Here is a 10,921-nt window from a genome sequence, read left to right on the forward strand (position 1 = left end):
ACCAATTAGATAAACCCGCCCCCACACCATTAACGAAGTCAGAAGTCAGAAGTTAACCCACCCCTCGCCCCTCCCCCTCCCAGGAGGGGAAGTAGGGGATTAGAGCAACGCTCCAAAAATATTGCGCCTTAAAAGGCGGGGTTTTAGACCCATGTTATTTTGATAATCTATGGAAGTCAAAATTCAAAAGTCAGAATATTACTGATTTTTATCCAATTCTTTTTCTACTTGTGGAACTGGAAATATATCTTGAATTTTTTCTACCAATTTAGGAAACCCAGATGGAAATAACTTAGGATAAATAATCAGCAAAATAACTCCAAGAATAGCAGAACCTAAGTAGTAAATAATTTGTCCATTCTGCATCCAAGTCAAGGAATCTAGGAATCCAAATTTCTTGGGTTTTTCTATTTCTGGTTCTGGAGAATTTGCTGTTACTTTACCTTGAATATGACTCTCATCACCCAATACATTCCCCGTAATATTTCCACCTTGATTTTCAATTTTACGACTTTGGTCATTAACAATTTTTTGAGTCATGGTTTTATTCCCAACAATATTATTACTGTCTATAACAAAATCTTTACTATCAATTATATAAATATCATTTGGACGACTAGCTTGTAAAAGTAAAAATTCTCTACTCAAGTCTCTGTCTATTACATCATCAATTAAACTTCGGATATCAACTTCATAATAAGGATAATTATCGCAGTTAGTTTTTTGTCTGCCATTACTTTTCCATTCGTTTAATTTATCAAATTTGTAGAAGTGAGGATTCTGACTATTTTTACAAGTCGCACAATTACATGGAATTAATTTATTATATTTGAGTCGATTATTATAGGAACCATGAATTTTATCTAATTCGTGAGTCGCAATAGTAATTAAATCCCGTTTTTGTTGCCCAGAAATTCTAATTTTTATTTCTCTCTTGCCGTAATATTCAATTACTTCTGCCCTGGTTTGATTTTTATTGAGAATAACTCCGCTTTTCCAAACATATTTTTGCTCTTCAATATCCTCGTTCATCGCCACAATAAACTGAGTAATTATTCCCTTTGGCATAAATTCGTAAGTGTAACGTAAAATCAGATTATTATTTTCATCCCAGTCATATTCTGGTTGAGCTTCTGTTAGTAGTTGAGGGGCAATATAGGTTTGAGAAGTACCAGGAATTTTATAGCAAAGTTTAAATTTAATCATTAATTGCAGTAATTCGTCGTGCATATTGGCATATTTATCTTCATGCCAGATATTTGTTAAATCATCTTTGGTAAATTTGCCAAAATTATCATAAACTTGCGGATTATCTAGAGCTTTATAAACTGCTGCTGTTCCCCATTCTGGTTTGAGAATAACTGTTTTATTTAACAAGGGGTCATCCTGGAAATGAAGACAAACTCCTAAATCATGTAAGTAGCCACTTAATTGTAATTTATCCTTTTGTTTCTTAAAGCCATTCTCTTCACAAATTGATAAATATTCTTCTAGACTAATATAGTTCCGAGAATCTGTTTCTAATACTTCACGGACTTTTTTCCAAGTCTTCGGAAGGGCATTGCCAATATGAGGTAAATTACTGATGTAATGTTGGATGTCTGTTCTAATTTCTTCTAATCCTCGGTTAGTAGCAAGATTGGTGGCTAATATTTCTTTGATATTAGAAAATTGACCTTGCAATGCTCTTTGATTAATTTCCCGTTTACGTTCCTGTTTCTCATTTTTGATAATTAATAAAGGGCTATTATCACTCAACAATTCGACTACATTCAGCCAATAATAAAAGTCTGTATCTTCTTTACGAGTATCTGCCACAAGAATATATAGGGAGCGTTTGGTCAGAAAAAATTGGTGAGTAGCATGATAAATTTCTTGTCCGCCAAAATTCCAAATATTCATCTGAAAGTCATGCTGATTTGTTGTCTGAAAATTCCACTTATGAACTTCAATTCCTTTTGTCGAATCTTCATCTCGGAGTTGATATTCTAGGTTTTGAATTTTATTAGCTAGAGTCGTTTTACCAGCGCTACCTTCTCCAATAATTAGTAACTTTGCTTCATAAAGATAATCTGTTCCTTCTTCTTCTTTTTGTCGGATATACTCTCTAATTGCTCCTATCCCTTCTTCAGCAATTTCTATTGGTGGATTTTCTAGGGGATTACCACTTAAATCAAGCCAAGTTAAATTGGTGAGTTTAGAGATTGATTCCGGGATACTTTTTAATTGATTATCACTTAAATCAAGCCAAGTTAAATTGGTGAGTTTAGAGATTGATTCCGGGATGCTTTTTAATTGATTATCACTTAAATCAAGCCAAGTTAAATTGGTGAGTTTAGAGATTGATGCTGGGATGCTTGTTAATTCATTATTTCTTAAATAAAGCCCAGTTAAATTGGTGAGCTTAGAGATTGATTCCGGGATGATTGTTAATTGATTAAAACTTAGATAAAGCCCAGTTAAATTGGTGAGTTTAGAGATTGATGCTGGGATGCTTGTTAATTCATTATTTCTTAAATAAAGCCCAGTTAAATTGGTGAGTTTAGAGATTGATGCTGGGATGCTTGTTAATTCATTATTTCTTAAACTTAATACTTCTATATTGTCTAATTCCCAAACTTCATAAGGAATTTCAGTTAATTTTTCATCATCTTCGCTAAAATAGCCATTTAAGTCTAATTCCTTAAGTTTTTTATCTTTAGCTGCTTGTATTCTTTTTTTTAAACGTCGTGGTATCTGATTCTGCCGATTTGTTTTACGAAAAATCATAGCTCAATAAAATAATTTTTACAATCATTGTAATACCTACAAATACAAACATTGATTTTCCATAACCATCAGAACCTTCTTACTTCAACCCAATCTACAAAAAATGCTTATACACAACAACCCAATGTTTTGCCTCAAAAATTTTCTCAGTATTTCAGCAACGTGCTAGAATATTTCTTTAGTAAAAATCATATAATAGTTCTTAGATGGAAAAACTAAGACGTTATAGTTTTTAGTGCCTGGTTTCTAGAGGCAACCTGCTGACGAGATGGAAAAACTAAAACGTTGTAGTTTTGAGTTTCTGATTTCTAGAGGCAACCTGCTGGTTAGATGGAAAAACTAAGACGTTGTAGTTTTGAGTTTCTGATTTCTAGGGGCAACCTGCTGGTTAGATGGAAAAACTAAGACGTTGTAGTTTTGAGTTTCTGATTTCTAGGGGCAACCTGCTGGTTAGATGGAAAAACTAAAACGTTGTAGTTTTGAGTTTCTGATTTCTAGGGGCAACCTGCTGGTTAGATGGAAAAACTAAAACGTTATAGTTCTGAGTGTCTGGTTTCTAGAGGCAACAACATCTACATCTAAATAGATAGATGGAAAAACTAAGACGTTATAGTTCTGAGTGTCTGGTTTCTAGAGGCAACAACATCTACATCTAATAGATAGATGGGAAAACTAAGACGTTGTAGTTTTGAGTGTCTGGTTTCTAGGAGCAACAACAAAGCCGACTAGATGGAAAAACTAAGACGTTGTAGTTTTGAGTTCCTGGTTTCTAGAGGCAACATCTAATAAATAGATGGAAAAACTAAGACGTTTTAGTTTTGAGTTCCTGGTTTCTAGAGGCAACAACATCTACAATATCTACATCTAAATAGATAGATGGAAAAACTAAGACGTTTTAGTTTTGAGTTCCTGGTTTCTAGGAGCAACAACAAAGCCGACTAGATGGAAAAACTAAGACGTTGTAGTTTTGAGTTCCTGGTTTCTAGAGGCAACAACATCTACATCTAATAGATAGATGGCAAAACTAAGACGTTATAGTTTTTAGCCCCTGATTTTTCACAATCAACCTCTAATGCGGATTAGTTGGAAACTTTTGGTAGGAATTTCCCCCTAAACTTCCTTCAAAAATTATTTGACTGATAACTGAAATTTGACCCCCTAGCCCCCCAACTTTGGGGGAAGAGTCAATTTGCTTCTCAAAGTCCCCCAATTTTGGGGAATTTAGGGGGCTTGGATATCGCAAATTTCTCAGACAACCTCTAATGCGGATTAGTTGGAAACTTTTGGTAGAAATTTCCCCCTAAACTTCCTTCAAAAATTATTTGACTGATAATTGAATTTTGCCCCCCTAGCCCCCCAACTTTGGGGGGAACAAGAGCCAATTTGCTTGCTCTAGTCCCCCAATTTTGGGGGATTTAGGGGGGCTGTAGCAAATGGGACTTCTCAGACAACCTATTAAAGGAAGTAAAGCTGATAACTGATAACTGATAACTGATAACTGAAAAATGCTTACCCTGTTATACCAACCAAGGTGAAAGATCCCTGTCAATCAAATCTTGTAATTTGAGAATATCTTCACGGTAGAATTCAGTTAATAATTTACGCTCTTCTGAAGAAAGAGGCTTGAGTTCTTTTCCTGCTGAATTTAACTTAATTATATTAGAGCGTAATTTCTGCCGCATTTCTAAAGGCATTAATACTTTGAGCGTTGATGAAATAGCTGTCCTAACTGGATTTTTTGTTTGCAATAAATTATTCAATGTTTGATTCTTAGGTACAGCTGCACTTTGACTACGCTTTGAAGTATCAGGGTTAAATGTATCATCTACCCCAATAAATCTATAAATCTCCTGCATAACCATTAAAGAATCTTTAGTTAAATCATCATGGAGAATAATTTTTAATTTTTCCCGGTCGAAAGTATCAAAATAATGTTTTATAGGAGAATAATATAATCCTTTCTTGATTGTTGAAGAACTATCTGCCCGAAATTTAACCTGTTCAGTGAGAGACCTAACTTTTCCCACATTTATCCCATCACGAAGGTGCATTAAATAATCAGAATAAGCTCTGTCCACAGGATTTCTCAATATAGCAATCATTTTCACATCAGGAACATAACGTTGAATCATTTCCGATGAAGTTTTATAGCTAACAAGATAGTTAGGAGATGCTTCTCCTATGGCAATCTCATCTTTTACATTCATAAAAAGTTCACAGTATCTTTCCCAGCTATTAATTCTTTTTCTTGTTCCTGTATCTGGTTTTTTTTCTGTATTGTTTTCCCAATCTGTAGCGAAAAAATTTGTTTCCTTAATAGGACTCATATAAACTTGAGGATGTTCCTTTAAATACCCATAGACGGATGTAGTTCCTGCCTTCTGCACTCCTATTATTAGAAAAGTTGGTAACTTCATTGTATTTCTCCTAAATTTAAACTTATAGATATAGACATTTATTATTAAAGGTATCAGACTACTAATTCTGTGTTTAGAGTATAGTTTACTATGATGCTTAAATTATAATTTATTAAGAGTTATCTTCCACAGATTCCGATGACTTAGCAACTCTTCATTCCTTGTTATATCTTAAATTTAGTTTACTGCATTAATAGACTATTGTAAATAATCTGAATATTATATAGCAATCCTAAATACATTGTGGCAAAAATTCATACTGAAAAAGTTTAGGAAAATCGAATATTTGACCATCAACAAAAAACTTGAATAGCCATTTTACTATTTTAAAGGAACTGCAAAGATGATCAAATTGCCTAATAAATCTTTTTTCTTGCAAGCACATATCTTCTACTGGGTTTTGAACCAGAGCATTAGGAGCAAATTTTATACAAGTTATCAACCATTATTCCTCGAATACATCTTGATTAATTTTACTTAAATATTCTCGAAATTATTGAGAGTCATTAAACAGTTGCACCATCCCAAAATATCACTCATCTTTTTCCCGATATTTTGCTTTGTAAATGCTTGAGACAATCGATAGTATTTTCTGTCTTTCCACAGGAATATTCTTTCACTATAAATTCTTTAGTTTGATAATCTAATGCCATTTCTCAAAAAGAATGCTATACTTATTTCATTAATTAATAATGGATAATTGATAATTACCTCGGGTTTTAACCGCTACGGAATTGAATATAAGGAATATTTTCTTTTCTTGGTCGATTGGATATGGCGCAGGTTTCGGAGCCATCCCACCCTTCGGGAAGCTACGCTTTACATGTTGCGTAGCAAAACGACCGCTTTTTTTTCCTCTTAAAAGGGGAGGCTTCAAGGCGCGAATTATTTAATTATTAATTATTAATTATTCGGTAAGACTTCAATAATTAAATAATTAGTAGAATTCAATAACGTTTTGAGCGATTGTTAGCCCGTAAGTGTATATTATTCTTATATTTACTACTCCCCTCACTCCCCCATTCATTTATAGGAACTTCTATGCTTTTATCTATATCTTCCCCAAATATAACCTAAGAGATATCTCCAAAGAAGATGACATTCATCAATCATAAACACTGACAGGTTTCTCGCCTATATTTCCGGTTGCAAATTTTCTAACTTATTCCCAATTTATTTTTTCTAGCTTTCCCTTTTTTCCTAATTCCTAGATATTATATCAAATCCGTTTTATTGAACATAAAAAAATTCTCCAATCGTCATAACTATGCTCATCTTTGTAATTCTCTCTCCTCCTGACTTAACCATTCTATAACTGTTTAACCGGATTTGATACTATATAAACAATCGCTTTGAGGATTGCAATACTAAATGTTAAACAAAGATTGAATTTGTTTTAAGCTATAACTATTTTTGGGTTTGGGTTAAGGTAATTGCTAAGTTTATTAGACAAAAATTAGATCGTATTGAAATAATAGATCAAAAATAAGCCTTTTTTTCTATCAGTTAGTTTGATTTATTATCTCACTTTTTGAGTTTGTTTTTAATTTGGTCAATCAAAGATTTTGACTCTAACAGCAAACCAGTAACTTCATCATCATTATCCTCATCTTGAGAAAATAATTCGGGAATTTCTGATTGATATTTCTCCGTTCGGTCTTGAATCATTTTGTACGCCTTTACTAAAAGTTCCGATTGTGCCAAGAGTAAATCATGTAAATCTATTAATCTTAAGTTGCCATTAGACAACACTATAATTATTGGCTCGTAAACATAATTTTTGGGTCTATTTAGAGCAGTTAGTACTGCCGCATTAATTTGAAAATTTTCAGAAAGAACTAGAGGAGGAGTGCCAAGGAAATCTAACAATTCACTAATAGGTTGTCTAGAATAGAACTCTTTATTTTCTGGTAATTTCATATATTCTAAAAATCTGACTTGGGAAATCATACCCCACATTTTTGTACCTTTTGTAATGATAACTCCTGGTAATTCTGGTTGTTGTCGAAATTTTTCTGCTACTATTTTTCCTAAAGTAGTAGTATTAACTTGAAAATCATGGAAAGGCAAGTTTCCGACAGTGGAATAGAGTTTAAGCTCAACTAGGTTGGTCATTTCAGTTATCAGTTATCAGTTATCAGTTATCAGTACCTCTGCAATAAGGAGGCTTGAAATCTGAAATATTCTCTTTCTTTTGGTCTAATGGATATGGCTCCGAAACCTCGCCATCCTACCCTACGGGAAGCTCCAAAGACCGACAGCTTTTTATCCTCTTAAAAGGGCAGGCTATTGACCAGAATTTTTCGGTCATTGACAATAATTAAGAATTAGCAGTATGAAAAAATATGCTATGAGAATATGTTAATCTGGATCGATTTACAGTTAGATTAAATAATCTAAAATCTAAAAAAAAGCTTAATAATTACATAAGCAATACTCTTTGTCCTGGTCCGGAATATTCTTATGGCCATTTTATCCAAAATCACCGGGGATGCACAGTTTCCACCTGCAAAACCAAACTTAATTTTACCTTTAAATACCCTTGAGCTTTTAAGTCAGTTATTGCAACAAACAACTCAAGGATTGAAGACCATATTAATTACGGAAGACATACTTGCGACCACTCAACGTCATAAATTCCCAGACCTAAAATTTACAGTAGTTATTTCAGGGGAGTTTAATGGACTTTTGTGGGGCACAATACTCAAGGAGTCATCAGATAATCAAAGTCAGGAGAAAGAAGGCACGCAGAAATATTATAATCCCCAATCTAACTCTTTTACCTTTCCTTTTTCAAGGGAAAACGTGGGAAATTTCAAATTTAATGTAGGTTTAACTTTTGACCCAGAGGCAATAACACTTTTTGTATACCAGGTTTTGAATATTATAGAGGAAGACAATAGTAACTCAGCGATCGCCTCTCAAATTAAATCTAAAATAAATAACCTTAAGGTCAATAATGCAAATCTTCAGGATGAATTTACCTGGAAATTACTAAAATTATTGACTTCTAATGAAAATAGGGATGCTATTTTAGAGCAAACAAGTAGTCAAAAAATAAAGGAAAAAAAATCTTATTCTCAGACATCAAATTTACTTTCAAGAGATGATTCAAGAGTTGATATTTATGAATTATCGGTCTCAGATTCAATACTGAATAATCAACAATATCCATTAGTATGTAAGCCTATTGAGCAAGCTCTAAACCAAAAGCTAGAACAAGAGATACTTCTGAATCAAGTCACAACTAAAATTCGTCAAAGTTTAGAACTACCAGAAATTTTATCAACGACTGTAGAACAGGTTCAAAAATTGATTAAAGTTGATAGATTATTGATTTATCAATTTGATTGTTCCTTATCATTAACAAATCAAACAAATAAAATTACAACAGAAAATCAAAGAAAAGGTACTGTTAAATATGAAGCATTAGCATCTGAAAAAACTTCTTCAGTATTAGGTTTAAGTGAAGGAGAAAACTGCTTTTTTCCTCCCCATAACTCGATCGTGAAATATAGTAAAACATTTGTTCATGCTATAGCTGATACAGAAGTAGTTTATGGTAAATTTCCTTGTTTAGTAGAATTGATGCAACAACATCAAGTCAAAGCTAAATTAGTAGTATCAATTATAGTCAATCGACAATTATGGGGATTATTAATTGCCCATCACTGTTCCATTCGAGAGTGGCAAGATAATGAAAAAAGATTTCTCAAAGAAATAGCAGAACACTTAGCGATCGCTATTTACCAAGCTCAATTATATGAAGAATTGCAAAAGCAAAAACAAACTTTAGAAAAGCAAGTGGCTAGGCGGACTCAAGACCTTTATGATACTCTACAAGCAGCAGAATCAGCTAATCGTACTAAGAGTGAATTTTTGGCCACAATGAGCCATGAATTACGCACTCCTCTCACTTGTGTTATTGGTATTTCTTCAACTCTTTTACGGTGGTCTTATGGCAATAGAGGAGCTAAAACAATACCAATACAAAAGCAAAGAGATTATTTACAAATAATCCATGATAGTGGCGAACATCTCCTAGAATTAATCAATGATATTCTAGATTTATCTCAAGTAGAAGCTGGCAAAGCAGTTTTAAATATCGGTAATTTTTCTCTCTCTAAATTAAGTTATGAACTTTGGCAAACTTTTCGAGAAAAAGCAGAAAAAAACGAAGTAAAATTAACTTTAGAACAAACAATAAATCCACAACTAGATCTATTTACTGCCGACCAAAGGCGAGTTAAACAAATTCTCTTTAATCTTCTCAGTAATGGAATTAAATTTACTCCTAGTGGGGGGAGTGTCATACTTAAAGTTATCAGAGACAAAAATACAGCAATTTTTCAAGTAGAAGATACTGGTATAGGAATTTCTGAAGAGCAAAAACCATTATTATTTAAGAAATTTCAACAACTAGATTCTCCTTATAATCGTCAGCAAAGTGGTACGGGTTTAGGTCTGGCTTTAACAAAACAATTAGTAGAACTTCATGGCGGAATTGTTGAAGTAGAATCTGCTGTTAATTTTGGCTCTACTTTTACAGTAAAATTACCAGCACAAAAACTCTCATTAAAAAACGAAGAATTAACACAAAAAGAAGAAAATTCATCTAATATTTTATCCTTGCAAGGTAGCGTAGTATTGATTGAGCAAGAAGAAGATATTGCTACAGTAATTTGCGATATTTTGACAGCAGCAGGGTTAAAAGTTGTATGGATAATAGAAGGTTCTACAGCAGTGGAGCAAACTATTTTGTTGCAACCTGTTGCTGTAATTGTAGATATGCAATTACCAGGAATGGATGGTGTGGAAATTATCCAGCAGTTACGCACAACAAATAGTAGTGAAAATCCAAAAATTCTGGTATTAACTACTTTTGATACAGAAATAGACCGGGAATATTGTTATACTGTTGGTGCAGATGAATATTTGACTAAACCAATTAATCTCGAACATTTATTGAGTAAAATGATAGACTTGCTGGTAGTGCGTTAAGGAAGTGTGGGGAGGGTGGCAAGTATGGGAAGACGCTCGAAAGTAGGAAGAATAATTGTACCTGTATCTTTTTGGGCAGTGTCTCTCACCCGTCCTAACTTTTTAGTCGCTCAAGCTGAAAAATTTGCACTTTTTTCGCTCCAAAAATGCGCTCAACCTTCATATATCAGTGCTTTTAGATTATATTGGCCACCCCTACTTACTTAATCCCACACTTTACTGATGCACAACCGAAATAACCTAGTTATTTGTAGCAAATATTTATCAAATTGGCATTAAACCCGCAAAATAAAAGATAAAAATATGGGTAATTTGTAATGTACCTGGTATAGGAGTTGCTATTAGTTAAGTGTCAAGTATTTGATAATTTTTGTTATTCTCATTGTTATTTATCCAAGCTTTCAACTGTTACATTAGTTAAAAAAATGGTACGTCGTCTTTTATTTTTTCAGCTTAATTACTGATACTAGCCACATAAATTTATCTACTACTTATAACTTATTAAATTAGCTCTAACACCTTTAAATTAGCTCTAACATCTAGATAAAATAATTATTTAATTATGACTAATAAATACTCTGATATATCATTACCAAAAGGTTTAATAGTTTCTTGTCAAGCTCCCACTGACTCCCCTTTACATCACCCAGAAGTTATTGCAGCTATGGCACAAGCATCTATAAATCAGGGAGCTTCAGCAGTGAGAATATTTGCGGCACGCCTCCTCGGCCTTG

The 10,921-nt window shown here is 33.3% G+C and carries 5 protein-coding genes and 1 pseudogene; 2 read left to right on the forward strand and 4 right to left on the reverse strand.

What is annotated here, in order from left to right:
• Window positions 1-198: 198 nt before the first annotated feature.
• The 4 genes and pseudogenes from F6K15_RS29485 to F6K15_RS29505 form a co-directional block, all read right to left on the reverse strand.
• Window positions 199-2,769 carry a COR domain-containing protein gene (locus tag F6K15_RS29485; protein WP_293068075.1) on the reverse strand — a complete coding sequence of 857 codons (2,571 nt, stop codon included), beginning with the start codon at window positions 2,767-2,769 and terminating at the stop codon, window positions 199-201.
• 1,517 nt (window positions 2,770-4,286) lie between these two features.
• Window positions 4,287-5,186, reverse strand: a complete 900-nt coding sequence (locus tag F6K15_RS29490; protein WP_293068078.1) for a sulfotransferase domain-containing protein — start codon at window positions 5,184-5,186, stop codon at window positions 4,287-4,289.
• 232 nt (window positions 5,187-5,418) lie between these two features.
• Window positions 5,419-5,836 (reverse strand): annotated as a pseudogene (locus tag F6K15_RS29495) (IS630 family transposase); the annotation flags it as partial.
• An 874-nt stretch (window positions 5,837-6,710) separates the two neighbouring features.
• Window positions 6,711-7,301, reverse strand: coding sequence for a hypothetical protein (locus tag F6K15_RS29505; RefSeq protein WP_293068080.1), 591 nt, complete (start codon window positions 7,299-7,301; stop codon window positions 6,711-6,713).
• A gap of 348 nt (window positions 7,302-7,649) precedes the next feature.
• Between F6K15_RS29505 and F6K15_RS29510 the strand changes: the two genes are divergently transcribed.
• Window positions 7,650-10,187, forward strand: coding sequence for an ATP-binding protein (locus F6K15_RS29510; RefSeq protein WP_293068082.1), 2,538 nt, complete (start codon window positions 7,650-7,652; stop codon window positions 10,185-10,187).
• 24 nt (window positions 10,188-10,211) lie between these two features.
• On the forward strand, window positions 10,212-10,394 hold the full coding sequence (locus tag F6K15_RS29515) for a hypothetical protein (RefSeq protein WP_293068084.1): 183 nt from the start codon (window positions 10,212-10,214) through the stop codon (window positions 10,392-10,394).
• Window positions 10,395-10,921: the final 527 nt, after the last annotated feature.

The sequence above is a fragment of the Okeania sp. SIO2B3 genome, from assembly GCF_010672525.1.
Lineage (GTDB): Bacteria > Cyanobacteriota > Cyanobacteriia > Cyanobacteriales > Microcoleaceae > Okeania.